Source organism: Cellulophaga algicola DSM 14237, assembly GCF_000186265.1.
In the GTDB taxonomy this organism is placed as follows: Bacteria; Bacteroidota; Bacteroidia; order Flavobacteriales; family Flavobacteriaceae; genus Cellulophaga; species Cellulophaga algicola.
Window position 1 is genome coordinate 367,236 of sequence record NC_014934.1, and the last position, 21,496, is coordinate 388,731.

Sequence of the window (21,496 nt, forward strand, 5' to 3'; positions counted from 1 at the left end):
CATAAAAATTTTGTCCTACATAAAAAAAACTTTTCTTACACAAAATATTAAGCCAACACCCTTTCAATACTTCACTACAAGAGGATCGTTGTACACAACAAAGTTTTTTTTAAGTGACCAAAATTCATTTTTTTTAGGGTAAAATCTATTTTGAATTCCTTTTAAAGCATGAAAAAACAGCTACTCCTCCTACTTATAGTACTATCTTTTAGTTCCGTTAGTTATGCCCAATTAAGTGACCTTCATTACTTGCCACCTTTAAAACAGGGGCAAAATAACCAAGGAATACAAAATCAAGCTATATACCTTTCTACACCAGAACCAACAACATTTACCGTAAATGCCTATAGAGGTACGAATACCAGTCCTATAGCAACATTTTCTATATCAAATGTGAGTCCGGCTGTATATACACTAAGTAATGGAGACAACAACATAACGTTAGTAGACAATAGTAACACAGGAGTGGTATTAACTAATAGCGGACTCCGATTTGAATCGCCTAGTGGAAATAAATTTTACGTAAATTATAGAGGATACTCAGCTTCTCAAGCAGCCTCCTTAACTTCTAAGGGTAGAGTCGCTATGGGGACTAAATTTAAATGGGGCGGAATTCCTAATTTAGGAGAACACTCATCTAAGTCTAATACCTTAGGGATTATGGCTACAGAAGACAATACCATTATAAACCTTTTTGGTTATGATCCAAACTGTGTATTTAGACTAGGGAACAACGTTTCAGGAATAACGGCAAATACCTATCAAATTACCTTAAATAAGAATGAATCTTTTGTTTTTGAAGCTTATGTAGGTAATTCTCCTACACAAGCGCAAAGAGATGGGTGGATTGGAGCTTCTATCACCGCAACTAAAGATATTGTGATTAGTAACGGCGCTATGAATTTTGGTCGACAAACAGGCTCATCCAACCGTGATGCAGGGATTGACCAGCCTGTTCCTGAAAATAAACTAGGAAAAGATTATGTTTTTGTAAGAGGAAATGGGAATACCAATGGTACTACCGAATTTCCTTTAATGATCGCAATCGCTGATAACACACAAATTTTTGTAAATGGAGGCACTACCCCTATAGCAACTATAAACAATGGAGATTATTTTGAAGTTCCTAGTAGTTATTATTCTTCTAATACAGTGGGTGCAAATATGTTTGTACAAACCTCAAAAGATACGTATGCCTATCAATGTATGGCTGGAGCTAGTGAAGTATATACACAAGGATTAAACTTTGTGGCCCCCGTAAACTGTTTGTTACCAGATGTCATGGATAATATTCCGGACATTAGAAATGTTGCCGGGACTATTATGTCTGGTGGCGTAACTATTATCGCTGCTGTAAATACTCCAGATGCAAACATTGTAGTTTCAGATGGTAGTGGTACCGTATCCTTACCTTCCTCTGTTCCTGTTGCAGGAACCAATGATTGGAAAACCTTTTTTATACCAAATTTAAATGGAGATGTAAGTGTACAATCAACGGGACCTATTGCCGTTGGTTTTTTTGGTTATAATGGTGCGCAAGGTGTTGCCGGATATTTTTCTGGATTTGATACCGTACCTGAAGTTACTTTAGAGATTAGAGGAGGAAGTGGGTGTTTTATTGGTTCTGAAATATTTGAAGCCTCTGGAAATTTTGATGCCTACCAATGGTTTGAGGACGGAGAGCTTATCCCTGGAGCAAATAGTCCAAGTTATGCCCCTTCTGGAGCTGGAGAATTCTATGTAAGAGGTACAAAAGGTCCTTGTACGTACGATTCTCAAACCATAAATGCACTATACTGCGATCCAGATGTAGTACTAAATAAAACAGTTGATAAGTCCGAAATTGTGGAGGGCGAAACAGCAACGTTCACGATAAAAGTAAAAAATTTAGGTCTTGGTCCATTAACCAACCTTAGAATTACCGATAATATTCCTGCAGGACTAACCCTTGTTTCTAACTTTACCATATCTGGTACTTTCAGCGGTACTATTTGGAATATAGGTACTCTTAATGGTGGAGAATCTGCTGAATTAGAATTAGTAGTTCGTGGAGATGAAATAGACATACTTCCTTTATTGAGCCTAGTAAATATAGTAACTAATACACAAGACCAAACAGATAACAATATTACGACTGATAATCCTTCTGCAAGAATTATTGTACATAATGATTATGATAAGGATGGTGTTATTGATTCTATAGATTTGGATGATGATAATGACGGAATCTATGATTCTGTAGAACAACTTTGTACTATTTCAAGTGGAGTAACCTTTGGCTCTCCATCCTCTACGGTGCAAGGTGGAACCCCAATAACTGAAATTTTTACCAATTTTAATGATTTGTGGAGAAGTTCTTCTGCAAGTTTAAATAGCACAAGACCAAATCTTTCTCATGAATTATTGGCTTTTACTTCCGGTGGTACTACATTTTCTACGGGTGTTCTAGATGATGATATTTTTGATACCAATAATAATGGTTTGATGGATGGTATTGATACTAATAATGACGGTTCGGCGGATTTAAATATTTCGGAATCTAACTGGTTAGGCTTAACACCTTCTAATAATATCTATGGCGAAATGACTATAGAAGCTAGTCTTAATGATGGTGATGCAAATAACGCTTTAGGCTTAACGGTAGTAGGCGACCCTAGCTCAGATCCATTAAATCCGTTACTAACCAATGGTCAAAATAGTTTAGACTTAGGTACTGGAATAGCAAATATTGGAAATAATTGGGTGTATGAAATAGACCCAATTGTAGCATCTACCGTTGGAGATGGTGTTCCAGATATTTTATTGACACAGATTGCTCAACCTGGAGGATCTGGCCATATTATTAGCTTATACGATGCTAGCGGTGCGCCCTTGGGTAATGCCGTACAGGTACAAGATTCAGGAAGTGGTGCGCTATCTACCGTAGTGGGTTCTTACAAATTAGATGTCTATAACGCTAATGGGAGTGTTTTTGCCGCTAATACAACTAGAGATTACCGTTTAGCAACCATTGAATTATCAGAATTTGGTATACCCGCTAGCAGTATAAATGATGTTGCATTTTTACGTTTAGAATTATCTAGTAATGCAGATATTGCTTTCTTAGCTTATAATACTGATTCATTCTCTGGGTTTTGTGCAAATTTAGACACAGATATGGATGGTATTCCTGATCATTTAGATTTAGATTCTGATGGTGATGGTTGTAGTGATGCAAATGAATTTTATAAAAGCGATACCGCTGATGGTGGCGATGGCGGAGAGTATGGAACTGGAGTACCTGCGGTAGACCCTACAGATGGTACTGTAATTGCAGCTTCGTATATTCCTGTATTTGCGCCTGAAATATTTTTAGGAAATACTGCTGAAAATTTAGGAGGTACTGATATTAACGGCCAAGCAGTAACCTTAGGACAGAGTTTAGAATACGTACTTCGTTTTCAAAATACTGGAGATGATAATGCTGTAAATTATACAATCAGAAATATACTACCTAACAATGTAACTTTAGATGGGGTAGATTTTTCTGATGCTCCTGGAGCATCGTATACCGAAGATGTTGCTAATAATACCTTAAACTTCACAATTCCAAATAACTTAGTAGAAGTTGGCGATCCCGAATATAGTATCCGTATTGCAGTTTCTATAACTGGAAACTGTTCTGATTTCGTAGCGGCTTGTTCTTCTACCCTAGAAAATATAGCGTATTCTACGTATCAAGGGGTATTAAATACTAATACGTTTACCGATGAAGGTGGATCTAATTCAATTGGCGCCTGTGAGAGAACTATAGAAGTTGCCAGTAACTCTATCTTAAATGATTTGTCTGGATGTGATGTAGCAAGAACAGTTCAACTCTGTGGAGATTTTACAATCTTAACTGCAGGTGAAGGTTTCCTTACATACAATTGGGTATTAGACACCAACAACAATGGCGTGATAGATGCATCAGATACGGTATTAAATGACGGTGATCCTGATGGCGACCCTAGAACCTACCGTACTACCGTTGTTGGAGATTTTATTGTAGAAAAAACTACAGATGGTAGCTGTCCAAATTTAATAGAACGTATTAAAGTAGAGCGTTTTGGAACCACACAAACAAACCCTATTGTAGATTATTTTAATCAAGTAAATAATGATACCAATCCTGACAATGATATGCAGGGAGAAATTGCAACCTGTTCTATTGATGGTGATTTATTACCTAAAATATACTTATGTGGTGCTGCAGATGAAGTAACACTACAATTGGGAATCACCGATGCTCAAAGTATTTCTTGGCAATTGCTCGATGAAGCTAGTTGTGCAGACAGTGGAGAAGATTGTGGGAATAAAAACGGAACTTGTACTTGGTCTGAAATATCAACGCTCAACAACTTTACGGCTACAGATAGTGGCGAATATAGAGTTGTATTAAATTATACCAATGGATGTTCTAGCCGTTTCTATTTCACGGTATATAAAAATGAGTTGGATTTAGAATTTACTTCTAAGAATATTTTATGTGATACCGATGGAAATATCAGAATAACAAATGTAGGTTCTGGTTATGGTTTTCAGTTATTAGATGCGATTAGTGATGCTATTGTAGTTCCTTTTTCTGCCAACAACGGACCAAATTTTGATATTGCTACTAATGGAACCTATAAAGTACAGGTTACCCAATTAAATCCTATAGATAATACTCCAATAGCTGGTGCTTGTATTTTTGAAACAGAAGATATAGGAATTAGAGAAGAGGACTTTACGGTTACTGTAACAACTACCCCAGAAGATTGTAATGATGGAGGTACTATACGCGTACAAGTATTAAATGCATTGCCAAATTACGGGTATGAACTTCGTTTAGACGATGGCACCAATGGTGGTGATGGTTCTCTAATCAGTACTCATCCTACCATAAATGATAATTCTTATGATTTTACAGGATTAACTGCAAATGATTACATTGTAATTACAACGACACAAGATGGTTGTGCAGATACTCAAAATATCACAGTAGCTAGTATTGAAGAACTTGATCTAGTAGCGGTAACTTCAGAAAATATTACCTGTACTGCGGGTATTGTAAATTTATCTGCCTCTGGCGGACTTCCAAGTCCTATCTATGAAATGGCTATTTACAGTAAAAATGGCGTGCCTTTATATGGTGATGAAGCAGCTGTACCCGATGCGGCCTTCACTGAAAATTCTAGTTTCTTCTTTGGTTATAGAGGTTCTCCATTAACCTACTACCCAGGAGAAGAAGGTGATTACACCTTTATCTTAAGAGACGGTAATGGTTGTTTTGGAATCTCTAATTCGGTTCGTATAGAAGATTTAGGTGCGCCAGAAATAACCCCAACTCATAGTACAATAACCTGCGCAGATTCTGCAACGGCTACACTAAGTGTTGGAGTAACTGGCGGAACCGCTCCTTATCAATACAGTTTAGATGGCGGTACGACCTACCAATCTCCAAATACGTTTAACAATTTAGCAGCAGGCATATATACGATTACTGTAATGGATTCTAGTGGAGAAACAGCAGCAACAGGTTGTATAACTAGTTTTGATTATGAGATAGACCAACCTTTTAGATTAAATGCATCTGCAGCTATATTAGAAGATGCCTCTTGTAATCCTGCTGGTGCTCTTGTAAAAATACTAAACCCTTCTGGTGGTGATGGTACGTACGAATACAGTTTTGATGGCGGGACTACTTTTACAAGTACTGCTTCTAGCTTATTGGCTCCTGGAGATTATGACTTGGTATTAAGAGATGGTTTAGACTGTACGTATGAAATGAACCTTACAGTGCCAACAGCACCTGCAGATCCTAGTTTTACAAGTAGTATTGCTTATGATTGTGATGGATTAGGCACCGTAACGATTACCCCTTCAAACACAACAGATTTTGAGTATACGTATCAACTAAACGGTACAGATAATGCACCGATTGATAATAATATTTTTACCGGAGTTAGTAACGGTTCTCAAACAGTTACCGTAGGATTTTCGGGTACCATAACTCCAGATCAAAGCACCTTATTCTTTGAAAACTTTGGAGCTGGCCTCTCTACGAAAATAGCAGAAATAGGAACCGACTATTGTTACGAGCCACAAACTGGTGCAGCCACTGCTTGTAATCGTGGACCAGCAGGAATTTTAGTGAATGGTGAATATACAGTTACCAATCTCGTAACCAACCCAATCCCAACCTTAAGAAGTCCAAATGACCATACAGGAATAACAGATGGTCGTTTCTTAGCTATAGATATTAGCACCTTTTCAGATGTATATCCATCTCCAGTATTAAATGGTATTTTGTGGTCTAAAAACGGAATAGAAGTACAACCTAACCTAGAAATTACCTTCTCTCTTTGGGCTTATAACTTAATGCAAGTTAGTGGAAGTGGTAACAATCCTGAAATGACCATAGAATTGGTTGATGGATCTGGTACTGTTATTTCTAGTGTTGCTACTGCAGCAATTCCTAAAAACACTAATGCAGACGACTGGCATAACCGAACAGTTACTTTTAACCCCGGAGCGAACACCGTTGTGGGAATTGTTATCCGTAACAATGTAAATAGTAATGATGGTAATGATTTAATTATAGATGATATACAAGCATCTCAAGCCCCTGAAGTTTGTGAAAAAACACAAGATGTAACTGTTATCGTAGAAGATAATAAAGAGTTTTCTGCACGTTTATTAGGAACGTCAGATCCTAGTTGTAACGCTGGAAGCGACGGAAGCATACGTTTTGAAGTAACTAATTTTGATGCCGTTACAGGTTTTGAATACTCTGTAGATGCCGGTACTACTTGGACAACTTCATTAGTTTCTCCAGTGACTACTGCTGCTACTTTAGCAGAAGGAGCATATACCGTACAAATACGAAAAATAAGCGATAATACCTGTATTACGACGGTAACGGCAAGCTTAACAGCGCCCGCAGCCATCATTCCTAGTTTGAGTCAGACTGCGGAATATACCTGCTTTAATACAGGTGGAACTTTAGAGGCAAGCGCTACAGGAGGTTCTCCTGGATATGAATATCAAATAGAAACTACATCAAATGTAATTGTTCGCGCATATCAAACAAATCCTTCATTCACCAATATTACAGAAGGAGATTATGTAGTTCGTATTAGAGACGCAAAAGGGTGTATTGTGGTAAGCACAGTTCCTGTAACTATAGATCGTTTTGATGATATTGATTTTGACCTTACCGCAACTTCTTGTTATGATGGCTTAAATAATGCTACAATTTTAGTTACTGTAAATAGTGGTAACGGAAATTATACCTTTAGAGTAGACGGTGGCGCATGGATCACCCCTACCCCAGCTACTGCTAACACACATACATTTACAGGTCTAGCAAATGGTAGTTATGATATAGAAGTTACAGATGCTTTTGGATGTATATCTGTTTTAAAAACTATTGACATTCAACTTAATTTAAATGCAACAGTAACTACCGTAGATGTTAGCTCTTGTGGAGACGGTAGTATTAGCGTTACCGCAACAGGTGGTGATGGCAACTTAGCCTACGCTTTTGTTCCAACAACAACCCCAATAACCGCAGCAGATTTTAGTACAACAAATACATTTACGGTTGCAGCAGCAGATGCGGGCACCTATGATGTGTATGTTTGGGATAATGGTGCCGCAGATCCACATTGCGAATATATGGAAACCGTTACCGTAGCCCCTGCAACTCCGTTAACCTTTACGGCAACACCAACAGATCCTGAATGCTATAATGGTCTTGGAACACTAGCTGTTGAAGTAACTTCTGGTGTGGCACCCTATACCTATGAAATAATAGACTTAGACAATGCAGGAGCATCAAATGCTACAGATACAAACGTGATTAGTACTACAAAAACGTTTTACAATTTAGCATCTGGAAATTATACCATTAACATTACGGATGCGAGTGGTTGTACGGTAACAACAACTCCTAATATTTTAATTAATAACCCTGATGAGTTAACAGGAGAATATAGAGGTGTTTTACCTACGTCTTGTACGAGCACTGATCCAAATGAATATGGTTTTGAGTTTTTTAACTACCCTACTACATTAGGTACTATAGAGTTCAGTGCAGATGGTGGTCTTACTTGGACAGCAGACAATACGGTTCCGGGTACATCGGATAGAATAACTGGTTATTTATCTGGTGAAAGTGTTTACCCTTCTATGAGAACGGTAGATGGTTCTGGAAGTACAATTTGTCAAACAGACTTCCCTAGATATATAATTCCTTACCCATTAGATAACTTAGATATTCAATTAACGGCTATTGTTGTAAATTGTAATGAGTTACAAGTAAAAGTACAAGGTACTGAAGGTACGCCAGGGTATGAATATGCATATTCAGACAATCCTTCTAATTTTGACCCTACTTTGGCTGTTTGGAATGCAGGTGGCACTACCAATGATTCATCAGGTACGGCAGTTACTGTAACCGCAGGTCATGGTAATTATGTATGGACAGGATTAATTCCTGGTAGAACCTATGTTTTTTATGTAAAAGATTTAAATGGGTGTGTACGTGAAAGCGATAGAAATGTAAACGATATTATAGATCCTCTTCCATTAGCAATAGATTTTGTTTCTACACCTTCTTGTGACGGAGCTTCTAACGGTAGTATCACCTATACAATTACAGATAATCAAACTCCTTTTGGTTCTCAATTTAGATGGGAGCTATTTGATATGTCTACAGGTAGCGCTACTTTAGTTACAGATAGTGGAGGAAACACAAGTTTTGTTTCTCCTCAGGATGTGAATATAACTGGTTTACCTGAAGGTGAGTACTTTATTCAGATAACAGAAATTGATGGAGCTACAGATACCTGTATATCCGCATCAGAAAATTTATTGTTGGAAGAGTTAGCTCCTATAACAGCAACCTTAACTAAACTAGAAGATATTGCTTGTGCTAACCCAGGATTGATACGCGTTGATGCTATCACTGGCGGTGGTGGCACCTATACTTTTACGGTAACAGATCCTTCTGCTGTAGTAATAGCGACGGGTACAACAGACAATCCTCTTGAGATACCAGCTGGTTCTGTTGCAGGAGATTATGCGGTAAGCATCAGTGACCAATACGGTTGTGCTTATCCTTTAGGTACAGTTACTATGGCATTATCTGCACCTCCTACGATTACCAGTGTAGCGGTAGATAACTGTAGCACCTCAGCTATAGTTACCATTAATACTACTATAGGAGATTCTTCAACCTTATTATACTCCATAGATGGAGGTGTTACGTATGTGAACAACTCAGGTGTCTTTACGAATGTAGCCGTAAATACCTATACTGTTTTTATAAAAGACGGTAATGGCTGTACAGCTTCAGATACTGTAGAAGTATACCCTACCATACAAGCTTCAGCTACTTTAGAAGAAAGTTTAGGTTGTACCAATGATGCTGAAATTTTAATAAGCGCATCATCAGGTTCTGGTGCCTATGAATATGAAATTATAGATTCATCTAGTGGAATATTTACGGCAAGAACAGCATTTACGACACCAGCAACGGCCTTAATAAATACTGCAGATACATATACCATAAGAGTATATGATACCAATACCGCTAGTCCAGAATGTTTCAGAACATTCACGGTAAATGTTCCTGTAGCCATACAACCAGACTTTACGGCAACACCAAAAGATGTTACGTGTAATGGTGCTTCAGATGGTACTATTGCAATTGCAGAAGTAAATAATGGTAATAATCCTTTAGGCTACACGATACTGCCTAATAACGGAAGTTATGACACAGCCACAAATTCATTTATAGGGCTTCCTGCAGCTACGTATGAAGTAACAGGAACAGGTCCTAACGGATGTATTACCTCTAGAACGACTATTGTAGTTGGAGAGCCAAATACCATTACGTTTGACCTACCAACAGTAAATAGATTTGGTTGTACAACAGACAATACCACCACTAATGCTACTATTGTTTTAGATGCTTCTAGTATCTTAGGGGGTAGCACTACCTATGCTCGTTTTGAGTTTGAAAATGTTGCAACAGGTACTATTTTGCAAAACGGTACTGCAACAACCTATACGTATACAGATTTTGCCGGTGGCGATGTTATTGTTCGCGTGTTTGATTCTAAAGGTTGTAATGCACAGATGACCGTTACGGTTCTTCCTTATGACCAACTAATTTCAGCAGCTACAAGCGTTACAGAAGCTATTAGTTGTGCCAATCTAGGAGAAGATATCAGTGTTAATGTAACGAGTAGTCTTTCTACTTACGCTACAAATCCTGGAGATTACAGCTTTAGGTTGTTACCTTCTGGAGCCGCACAAGGATCTAATCTATTTTCAGATTTACCAACAGGAACGCATACCATTCAAATAACCAATACGGTTACAGGATGTGTGATTACCACGCAACATGTGGTAGCGGAACCGAACACTTTTAGTGTTGCTGTAGAAAAATTATCAGATGTGATTTGCTTTGGTGATGATGGCAGTATCCGTTTGACCATGAGTGATGCTACCTATACCGGAAGTTATACCTATTCTATTTACAATACGAACGGTACACCTAATGACCCTAGTGATGACGGTGCTTCTATCTTTACTGATAACGTACCAAATGCGGGTCCAACTGCAGCAATTTTTATAGCCGCAGGAAACTATAGGGTTGAAGTTATTCAAGACGGACTACCAAACTGTCCGCAGAATAGAGTATTTAGTATTGCTACACCAAGCGCTCCAATAAGCCTAGCTCCTATTACTACGGAAGATGTAGGATGTACAAATGATCTAGGAACTGCTAATGTAGATCCAACAGGTGGATTAGCGCCATACACGATTACCTTAATCAATGAGGGTACGAGTAGTACGGTTGAAATTGCAACGAATGTAAATGCGTATCTATTTCAGAACTTACCTGCGGGTAATTATGCGGTGAATGTTGAAGATGCCCTTGGGTGTTCTATTCCTTTTGCTAATGCATTTGAACTAGTAGTACCAGATCCTATTACAGGAACTATGAGCAATACCAACTTGGTTTGTCAAGGAGATACAGATGCTTCTGTTACGTTTAATTTAACTCCGAGAAATGTAAACTCTAATTACAGATATAGGTTGAATACATATAATGACGCAACAGGCACTACCTTATTACGTACTTCTGTTAGTCAAGTTTCAGCCACATTCAATAATCTTGCCGCTGGTTTTTATACTATTAGTGTTTTAGATGACATGAATTGTGATTTTGAATCAACGGTGGTAGAAATTGTAGATCCACTAGAGCCTGTAGGGTCTTTAGTAACCGTAGCTCCTTTAGGATGTACTGTAGATGCACAGTTGCAACTTACAGGAACAGGCGGTACAGCACCGTATACTTGGAGTGTTGATGGGGCAACTTTTAATGCCATGAACGAAATTAATGGTAGTGATACGCACCTATTCCAAAATAGTACTGCAGGAACCTATAAGTACTTTATTCGAGATAGTTTTAATTGTATTTCAACTGTTTCTAATACCGTAGTGATAGATCCAATTGAAACTTTAACTCTTGCTGTAGACACCTCAGGAGCTGTTATTAACTGTAACGGAGAAAGTACAGCTGTAATAAGTGTGAGAGCAGACGGCGGATTAGGAAACTATCAATACGGACTATTTGCTGATGCAGGTTTAGTTACTGAGATAAGACCATATCAAATATCAGAAGTGTTCGCTGATTTACCAATGGGTACCTACTATGTAAATGTCCAAAGTAATGATTGTGAAGCCATATCTACCCTTATACAAATTACAGAGCCAACACCGCTAGTAGTGACTCCAGAAATAACGAACATAAGCTGTTTTGGAGAAAATGATGGAAGCGTTGTAGTGAATATGTCAGGCGGTACAGGTATATATCAATATGCAATTTCGCCAAATCTTAATAAGTTTGATGAGACAAATGAATTTAGCGATTTAGCTCCTGGTATGTACACGATTATTGCGCAAGACAGAAATGGTTGTTTTGAACAATTAGAAGTTACCATTACAGAGCCTACCCTATTAGAATTTACAACCAGTACCACTCCAGAGATTTGTTTTGGTGATGAAGATGGTACTATTAATTTAACCATCAATGGCGGAACAGCGCCTTATAGTAGCAGTCTAAACTCTGATGCTGATGCCGATTTCGTAGCCGGATTAATAGCCTACCAAAACTTGGCAGCAGATACGTACACCGTATATGTCAAGGATGCTAATGGCTGTATTACCAATCAAACCGTAATTGTTGATGCCGGAGCAAATTTAAATGCTACAGCAACCGTAATGTATGTATGCACAGGTGATACTCCTGAAAATAACTTAGAAATAGTGTTTGAAGATCCTACGGTAAGCGGCGACGTATTATATGGCCTTGATTCGGTAGATCCTAATGATTTTGTAATGGATTCTAACTTTACAAATATGAGTCCTGGAGCTCATTATGTAACTATTGCCCATGCGAATGGATGTATCAGAACATTTAATTTTGTAGTAGAAGGTTATGAACCTCTTATGTTGAATCTTGAACAAAGGGGAATTAATGAAATTACGGCTATTGCCACGGGTGGAAAAGAAGGATATACATTTTACTTCGATGATAGAGACAATGGAGATGATGACACTTTCTATATCAAACGAACAGATACCTATGAAGTACGTGTAGTAGATGAAAATGGTTGCGAATCGGTATCTAGCATCTACATGGAATTTATAGATATTGAAATTCCAAATTTCTTTACTCCAGATGGTGATGGAACGAATGATTTATGGGTTCCTATAAATATAACTCAGTTCCCTGAAATCTATATTGTAATATTTGATCGTTATGGTAGAGAAGTTTATAAACTAATTGATAACCCTAGCGGTTGGAATGGTTTGTATAAAAACACAGATTTACCAACAGGAGATTACTGGTATATAATTAAATTAAATGGAGAAGATGATACCCGCGAATTTGTAGGTCATTTTACACTTTATAGATAAAATAATACCTAAAATAATTTAATAGAAAACCGAATGAACCAGTACATACAGTTCATTCGGTTTTTATTTTTTAAAGTTTTCTGTAACAATTAGTCTCCTCATTCGTCAAACAAACACAACCTTAAATAAATAGATTTTGAATACCATATTATCTGTCTCTAACTTAACAAAAAAATTCGGGTCCCTTGTCGCCGTCAATGATTTATCTTTTACTATAGAAAAAGGTAATGTTTACGGTATATTAGGACCTAATGGTAGTGGTAAATCTACCACCCTAGGAATAGCTTTAAACGTCGTAAACAGAACTTCCGGTGAATTTAGTTGGTTCAATGGAAAGATTTCTACTCATGACGCATTAAAAAAAGTAGGCGCTATTATAGAAAGGCCTAATTTCTATCCGTATATGACGGCAGTTCAAAACCTAAAATTAGTTTGTAAAATTAAAGAGGTTCCGACCACAAAAATTGAAGAAAAACTAGAACTAGTCGGACTCCTAGACCGTAAAGATAGCAAGTTTAAAACGTATTCTTTAGGAATGAAGCAACGTTTAGCCATAGCCTCTGCTCTACTTAATGATCCTGAAATTTTAATTTTAGATGAGCCTACCAATGGCCTTGATCCTCAGGGAATACATCAGATTAGAGAAATTATTAAAAAAATTGCATCGCAAGGAACTACCATTCTCTTAGCATCACATCTTCTTGATGAGGTAGAGAAAGTATGTAGTCATGTCGTCATTCTTCAAAAAGGAGTAAAACTATATGCTGGAAGTGTAGATAATATGTTAGCGAGTCATGGTTTTTTTGAGCTTAGAACTTCGCAAGAACAAAATCTTATTACCTTTTTAGAAAGTGATGTAAGATTTGGAACGATCAAGAATGAAGAAGGTTTAATCACTGCTTACCTTAAAGAAGATTTACTCGCAGAAGAATTAAACAAATCGTTATTTGAAAAAGGAATTATACTATCGCACCTTTCTAAAAGACGCGAAAGCCTGGAAGAACAATTCTTAACCTTAACAAAAAACGCCTAAAACTTCATAGTCTACACCAACAAAAAAACAGTCTAAAATGATACGTTTACTTCAAATAGAATTTATAAAACTTTGGAATAATAGAGCTAGTAAAGTTTTAATTCTAGCATACTTCTTCTTATTAACCACTATTGCACTTGCGGCTGCAATTAAATTTGACTTCGGTCCTTTTCAATTTCACTTGGCAGAACAAGGAATTTTTAACTTCCCTTATATCTGGCATTTTAACACTTTTATTACTGCCTTTTTTAAACTTTTCCTAGCCATAGTAATCGTTTCAATGATGGCAAATGAGTACAGTAATAAGACCATTAAACAAAACTTAATTGACGGGCTTTCAAAAAAAGAATTTATCCTTTCTAAATTTTTAACAGTACTTACATTTTCTTTGATATCAACACTTTTCGTTTTTGTTGTATCCTTGATTTTAGGCTTAGCTTATTCAGATTTTACCGAATTTTCTATAATTTTTTCTGATTTAGAATTTATACTAGCCTATTTCGTAAAGCTAATGGGATTTTTCTCTTTCTGTTTATTCCTTGGAGTTTTAATAAAACGATCTGCATTTGCATTAGGTTTTTTAATCTTATGGCAGATCATAGAGCTTTTTATTAGAGGAATTATCCGTTGGCAGTTATTTGATGGTAAGACTACCGACATTATTATGGGATTTTTTCCTTTATCTTCTATGTCTAATCTAATTAAAGAGCCATTCTCTAGATTTAAAGTGGTACAAAGTGCTGCTGCAGAATTAGGTCAAAAACTTGAATTAAATTATCATGTACACTGGTATGAGCTTCTAATTGTAGTTTGCTGGACGGCTATTTTCATCTATTTATCTTATGTATTATTAAAGAAAAGAGATTTGTAGTATATTGTAGCGTCTGAGAAACGCAATGAAAATGACTATTGAAGTAACCAAAACTATACCCGCTATAGCATTGGTTACTTTACCTATTTTCATCTGAGCGATAAAAACAGCAACAGATGAAAAAAAAATATTTTAGTTTTCTATTTTTTATTTTCACGCTCTTTACTACTGTAGCACAACGCGAAACTTCTAATTGGTACTTTGGTTTCGGTGCTGGCATTCATTTTAATGATAATGGCTCTGTAACTCCTTTAACCAACGGGAAATTAAATACCCTTGAAGGCTGCACGTCTATCTCTGATGCAGATGGCACCCTATTAGCATACACAGATGGTATTACGGTTTATAACAAAAACCATCAAATAGTTCAAAACGGTAATGGCTTACTTGGCGATCCTTCCAGCACACAATCAGCAATTATAGTCCCTAAGCCACAAGACCCAAATATCTATTATATTTTTACTGTAGATACCTCTGCGATAGAAGGTGATCCTGATTTTGGACTCAATTATTCTGTATTAGATATTTCACAAAATGATGGCAATGGAGCTATCACAGAAAAAAACAAAAAACTTCTTACTGATAGTTCTGAAAAAATTGCTGGAGTAATAAAAGATTGTTTTGATCAATCTATTTGGGTCATCACTTTAGCGTCAGAAAGCGGAGGAGTAGGTTTTTTCAATACCTATCATTGTTATGAAGTAAGCACTGCAGGAATAAATACCAATGCGGTAAAAAACACTTTTCCAGACTTACTAATTAGTGATCCAAGAGGCTATTTGAAACTATCTTCCGATGGAACAAAAATGGTAAGCGCAAATGCTTATGACGGATTGTTTGTTTATGATTTTGATCCAAAAACTGGGATCCTTAGCAACCAACTACAATTAACCGTACCAACGTCAAATACAATTCCCTATGGTGTAGAGTTTTCAACGGAAGGGCAATTTTTGTATGTAAATACTTTTAATGATGAAGAAATAAGCAATGCATCTTTAATTCAATATGACCTTTTTGCTAGAAATATTTCTAATTCTGCTGTTGTTTTAGATGAAAGAGCAGCGTATAGAGGTGCGCTACAAATGGCAGAAAATGGAAAAATATACCGTACGACTCCAAAAAATTACTTTGAAGGTAGCGCCTATTTAAGTGTTATTAACACCCCTAACGTTAAAGGAACCGCAGCAGACTATGTACATAATACTGTTTCTTTAAATGGAAAAATGGCAATGCAAGGGCTACCTCCATTCATCCAATCTTTTTTTAATAAGATTGATTTGATAAAAAATCCTGATGGCAGTACGAGTACCTCCTTAACTATTTGTGAAAAAGAAACATTCATTCTTGAGGTTGATGAATATTTAGGAGCAAAGTATGAATGGGAAAAAGATGGAATACCTTTAGTAAACCCAAACAACCACTATTTAGAAATACCAAGTGCATCATTAGCAGATGCTGGAAAATACAAATTAACACTAACTTTAGCAGACCCTAAAGAATGTCCTATTATCGGAGAATCTGCTATTGTAGTAAACCCTGTACCAATAATAGAAAATCTACAAATCATTCAATGTGATATAGATGAAAATAGCACCACAGACGGAATCACATCGCTTAATTTAGAGCAAGCCTACCTTTTAAAAAACTATCCTGAAAATTACAAATTTTCGTTTTTCGAAAGTACCTCGGCAATCACTAACAATCAACCTATTTCAAACCCAATTGGATATAGAAATACAACTCCCTATAATCAAACAATTTATTATACGGCTACCAATGAATATGGTTGTTCTTCTGAAGGCATTTTGGAAATAAGCGTACAAGCAACGACTATAAATACGAATAATGAGAGTCCGTTTTACGCCTGCCAAAGCAATTTAGATACTGCTGAAATAGTAGGCATTTTTGATATAGAGCAAATTAGACAGAATAGTTACCCCGCTATTAATGCTACGTTTTACACAAGCTTAGAAGATGCCTCTTTAGAGCAAAATGAAATTTCGGGAACCTACACTACTCCATCCATCAATTTATATGTGCGTCTTGAAAAAGACAATGAATGCCGAGGTGTAGAAACCATAGCACTTATTGTAAATGCAGCACCCTCTTTTACCTTTCCCGAAGAACATTATGTATGTACAGACGGAGAATATCTAGACTTGATGGCTCCAAGCGGTTATGATTCTTACGAATGGAGGAATACAACAAACAATTCTGAAGTTATAATTAGCACCGCTCCTACTATAGCCATCTCTGAACCTGGAAATTATAGGTTAACACTCGGTTATGACTATAGTACGCTAAGAGAAACGCTACTATGTACGAATAGTGTTGATTTTACAGTTTACCCTTCTAACAGGGCACAAATTGAAAACATTATCATAAAAGATATTTCAGATAACAATACTATAGAAGTATTAGTTACCGGTGACGGGGACTACGAATACTCTTTAGACGGAATTGACTACCAACCCAACCCGAAGTTTTTAAATCTAGCACCAGGTTTTGTTACTGTTCACGTACAAGATAAAAAAGGCTGCGGAATTACTATCGAAGAAATTTCAATTATTGGCTACCCAAAGTTTTTCTCGCCTAATGGTGATGGCACAAATGATTATTGGCAATTAATTGGTGTTGATGAACTATTTCAAGCGGATAGCGAAATAACTATTTTTAATCGTTACGGTACTCTAATAACAAGTATTACTCCTAAAAGTGAAGGTTGGAATGGAAATGCAAATGGAAAAAGTTTACCTGCCTCTGACTACTGGTTTAAAGTAAACCTTGAAGATGGTAGGATTTTCACGGGTCACTTTACTTTAAAGCGATAAATTGAGTTAAAAATAAGCGCACCTGTGTCTATTTATTCAAGCTTCCTTTCGTAATTTTATGCTATGAAATTTAAGGTAGTATCAGAATTCAAACCTGCTGGAGATCAGCCTAGTGCCATAAAACAACTTGTTGAAGGTCTTAATACCGACGAAAAATATCAAACTTTACTCGGGGTTACCGGTTCTGGTAAAACATTTACAGTTGCCAATGTTATTGAAACTGTTCAGAAACCAACACTCGTTTTAGCACATAATAAAACTCTTGCGGCCCAATTATACTCTGAGTTTAAACAATTTTTTCCTGAAAATGCAGTAGAATACTTTGTATCCTATTACGATTATTATCAGCCAGAGGCTTATATACCGTCATCTGGACTTTACATTGAAAAAGATTTATCTATTAACGAGGATATTGAAAAACTACGTTTAAGTACAACATCATCTTTATTATCAGGAAGACGTGACGTTATCGTTGTTGCCTCTGTTTCTTGTTTGTATGGTATTGGAAACCCTGTAGAATTCCAAAAGAACGTAATTTCCGTACATAAGGATCAAGTAATTTCAAGAACAAAATTTCTTCATCAATTGGTACAAAGTTTATATTCTAGAACTACAGCAGATTTTAGAAATGGAAATTTTAGAGTAAAAGGAGATGTAGTTGATGTATTCCCAAGTTATGCAGATCATGCATTCCGAATTCATTTTTTCGGAGATGAAATTGAAGAAATTGAAGCCTTTGACCCTTTAAAAAATACCAAATTAGAGAGCTACGAGAATCTGAATATCTATCCTGCTAACATGTTTGTTACTTCACCAGATATTCTACAAAATGCGATTCGACATATTCAAGATGATTTGGTTAAACAGATTGATTTTTTCAAAGAAGTAGGCAAACCTCTAGAAGCTAAAAGACTAGAAGAGCGTACAAATTTTGATTTAGAGATGATTCGTGAATTAGGGTATTGTTCCGGAATCGAAAACTATTCGCGCTACTTAGATGGTAGAGAACCTGGTACCAGACCATTCTGTTTATTAGATTATTTTCCAGACGATTATTTAATGGTGGTTGATGAAAGTCACGTTACTATATCTCAAGTACATGCCATGTATGGTGGTGACCGTTCCAGAAAAGAAAACTTGGTAGAATATGGTTTTAGACTACCTGCCGCAATGGATAACAGACCACTAAAATTTGAAGAATTTGAAGCCTTACAAAACCAAGTAATTTACGTAAGTGCAACACCTGCAGATTACGAATTGCAATTAAGTGACGGAGTTTTTGTAGAGCAGATTATTAGACCCACAGGACTTTTGGACCCCATTATAGAAGTACGACCAAGTTTAAATCAAATAGATGACTTGGTTGAAGAAATTCAACAACGTAATGAAAAAGACGAACGTACTTTAGTAACTACACTTACTAAGCGTATGGCAGAGGAATTAGCAAAATATCTAGATCGTATAAATATACGTTGTCGTTATATTCATAGTGATGTAGATACCTTAGAGCGTGTCGAAATCATGCAAAACTTAAGGAAAGGAATCTTTGATGTTCTTATTGGCGTAAACCTATTACGTGAAGGTCTAGATTTACCAGAAGTATCTCTTGTTGCTATCTTAGATGCCGATAAAGAAGGGTTCTTACGTAGCAATAGATCTTTAACCCAAACCGTGGGTAGAGCTGCAAGAAATCTAAATGGGAAAGCAATAATGTATGCCGATAAAATTACAAAAAGTATGCAGCAAACTATTGATGATACCAACTACCGTAGAGAAAAACAAATGGCATATAACGCCAAACATAACTTAGTTCCAAAAGCGTTAAATAAAAGTTTAGACAGTGTACTGGCCAAAAATTCTGTGTCTACCTATCATTTTGAAAAGGAAGTGGCAAGAGCTGCAGAACCAGATTTAGATTATCTAACAAAAGAGCAAATTGAAAAAATGATTCGTGAAAAACGAAAAGATATGGAAAAAGCTGCTAAAGAGTTGGACTTTATGCAAGCTGCTAAACTTCGTGATGAGATAAAAATGCTTCAAAAGCAAGAATAAAAAAACGCCTCGGAAATACCGAGGCGTAATTAACTAACCAACTTAAACCAACCATTATGAAAACCTTACAGTTCACACAAATTTGTATTGCATTACGCCAATTCAATTAAACGCTTTGGCTTTGGTAATGCTTCTTCCTTTTTCGGAAGATTAAAACTTAATATTCCATTTTCATAAGAAGCTTTAATATCTTCTACATTTACCGTATCAGGTAATGTAAACGCTCTTTTAAAAGAGGTAAACGAATATTCTTTTCTAGTGTATTTCACTTTCTCAACTTCTTTGCTATCCAAAGTTTCTGAAGATTCTTTTTTTACCTCAGAAGAAACACTCAATAAATCATTATCTATTTCTATTTTAAAATCTTCTTTTTTTCTTCCTGGAGCAACTAACTCTAAAACAAAAGAAGTATCACCCTCTCTAATATTAACTGCAGGAACTTTACTATTTAATACCTCTGCCCCACCAAACCAATCTGGCTTAAATAGTTCATTCATTAATGCTGGGATTGAAACTACATTTTTATGTGTTGTACTCATAACTATTTATTTTTTATTAAAATTATTTGTTCTTTGGTTTAGAAGAAACAAAATACATACCAAGAGACAAAAAACGTCATTTTGTCACTACTCGTGCTATTAAAGATGACATATTGACTCTTTTTAAGGTTTTTAAGGACTAAATAAGGCAGTACTTCCTATTATTCCTTAACAGATAGCAGGAAACGATTAGAAAAACCTAGAACTTTAGTATAAAATAGTACCTTGCAGCAAAATTATAGTATATGACTAATAATGATATTCTTAAGAAGCTAAGAGTAGCACTAATGTTAAGGGATGATGAAATTGTAGACATTCTAAAGCTTGTAGATTTCAAGATATCTAAAGCAGAACTTGGTGCTTTTTTCAGAAAAGAGGATCATCCAAATTATATGGAATGTGGAGACCAAATACTCCGAAACTTCTTAAACGCACTTGTAATTCACTTTAGAGGTACTAAGGAGAATCCTAAAAATCCAAAAGAGGAACTAGCCAATATTAAAAAAGGCCCTCAAGGTAAAAAAGGATACGATCCAGACTTTAAAGCAAAACAAGAAAAAAAAGTAGATAAAAATATTATCCACGGAAATTATAAAAACAAGAAAAAATCCTGAGTTTCCTCAGGATTTTTTTTATAGTAAACAACATAAAGAAATTACTTATGCTTTAAGTCTTACTGGAACGGTATACATTCTACCTTCTCTGTAATTTTCTAGACTTACTTTTTGGTAATTTAATTTCGATTTTACAAATTGTGCTATAACTTCACTATTTGTAGTCACAGATAAAACTACAATCTCTCTATCTTCGTTTAGTGTAAATAGTACATTGGCAGTTAGCTCATCTTCAATCACTAAATTACTATTACTTAACAATGTTGCTATTTGAGTTGATAGATTTTCTGATGGCTTTTCAGATTTCTTAACGTCATTAGCTAAAACTGATCCTGTAAATAACAATAGTGCACTGACGAATACTAGACTTAATTTTTTCATGATAATTTGTTTTAAGATTGATATTTGATTAATTGATGCTATTAGAAAGACGCCTCAAGAATTATAGTGTTACACTCGAATCTCATTTTAACACATCCTTAACTTCGCGATGCGGCTTCTAATTTCATTACAAAATTAGATGTTATACTCACCTAAAACTAATTATCAAAGTAGTC

The 21,496-nt window shown here is 36.1% G+C and carries 8 protein-coding genes; 6 read left to right on the forward strand and 2 right to left on the reverse strand.

What is annotated here, in order from left to right; genetic code table 11:
* The first annotated feature begins 168 nt into the window (after window positions 1–168).
* The 5 genes from CELAL_RS01605 to uvrB all read left to right on the forward strand — a co-directional run bounded on the left by CELAL_RS01605 (window position 169) and on the right by uvrB (window position 19,786).
* Window positions 169–12,999 (forward strand): T9SS type B sorting domain-containing protein, encoded by a 12,831-nt coding sequence (locus CELAL_RS01605; protein WP_013549163.1) that lies wholly within the window; start codon window positions 169–171, stop codon window positions 12,997–12,999.
* Between the two features lie 136 nt (window positions 13,000–13,135).
* Window positions 13,136–14,032, forward strand: a complete 897-nt coding sequence (locus CELAL_RS01610; RefSeq protein ID WP_013549164.1) for an ABC transporter ATP-binding protein — start codon at window positions 13,136–13,138, stop codon at window positions 14,030–14,032.
* A 37-nt stretch (window positions 14,033–14,069) separates the two neighbouring features.
* The gene (locus tag CELAL_RS01615) at window positions 14,070–14,903 is read left to right on the forward strand and encodes an ABC transporter permease (RefSeq protein ID WP_013549165.1); all 834 of its coding nucleotides are present in this window, start codon (window positions 14,070–14,072) and stop codon (window positions 14,901–14,903) included.
* 116 nt (window positions 14,904–15,019) lie between these two features.
* Window positions 15,020–17,734 (forward strand): T9SS type B sorting domain-containing protein, encoded by a 2,715-nt coding sequence (locus CELAL_RS01620; RefSeq protein ID WP_013549166.1) that lies wholly within the window; start codon window positions 15,020–15,022, stop codon window positions 17,732–17,734.
* Window positions 17,735–17,797: 63 nt separating this feature from the next.
* Window positions 17,798–19,786 (forward strand): excinuclease ABC subunit UvrB, encoded by a 1,989-nt coding sequence (gene uvrB, locus CELAL_RS01625; protein WP_013549167.1) that lies wholly within the window; start codon window positions 17,798–17,800, stop codon window positions 19,784–19,786.
* A gap of 92 nt (window positions 19,787–19,878) precedes the next feature.
* Here the strand turns inward: uvrB and CELAL_RS01630 are convergent, their stop codons facing one another.
* The gene (locus tag CELAL_RS01630) at window positions 19,879–20,325 is read right to left on the reverse strand and encodes an Hsp20/alpha crystallin family protein (RefSeq protein ID WP_013549168.1); all 447 of its coding nucleotides are present in this window, start codon (window positions 20,323–20,325) and stop codon (window positions 19,879–19,881) included.
* A gap of 245 nt (window positions 20,326–20,570) precedes the next feature.
* Between CELAL_RS01630 and CELAL_RS01635 the strand changes: the two genes are divergently transcribed.
* Window positions 20,571–20,939 (forward strand): DUF1456 family protein, encoded by a 369-nt coding sequence (locus CELAL_RS01635; protein ID WP_013549169.1) that lies wholly within the window; start codon window positions 20,571–20,573, stop codon window positions 20,937–20,939.
* 45 nt (window positions 20,940–20,984) lie between these two features.
* On the opposite strand, the gene CELAL_RS01640 is transcribed toward CELAL_RS01635, so the two are convergent.
* Window positions 20,985–21,320, reverse strand: coding sequence for a hypothetical protein (locus tag CELAL_RS01640; RefSeq protein ID WP_013549170.1), 336 nt, complete (start codon window positions 21,318–21,320; stop codon window positions 20,985–20,987).
* Between the last annotated feature and the right edge of the window lie 176 nt (window positions 21,321–21,496).